Below are 256 nucleotides of genomic sequence, written 5' to 3'. Positions count from 1 at the left end.
AGGTAACACAAAATCGTACCCCAAACCGACACAGGTGGTCAGGTAGAGAATACCAAGGCGCTTGAGAGAACTCGGGTGAAGGAACTAGGCAAAATGGTGCCGTAACTTCGGGAGAAGGCACGCTGATAGGTAGGTGAAGCGACTTGCTCGTGGAGCTGAAATCAGTCGAAGATACCAGCTGGCTGCAACTGTTTATTAAAAACACAGCACTGTGCAAACACGAAAGTGGACGTATACGGTGTGACGCCTGCCCGGT

1 rRNA gene is annotated in these 256 nt (G+C 50.8%); it reads left to right on the top strand.

Annotated features, from left to right (window positions below):
• Positions 1-256 (top strand): 23S ribosomal RNA (locus NNO04_RS23020); the annotation flags it as partial.

The organism is Citrobacter sp. Awk 4, from assembly GCF_028069725.1.
Classification (GTDB): Bacteria; Pseudomonadota; Gammaproteobacteria; order Enterobacterales; family Enterobacteriaceae; genus Citrobacter_D.
The sequence above is the reverse complement of the archived record's forward strand: the minus strand, read 5'-3'. Positions and strand labels throughout refer to the sequence as shown.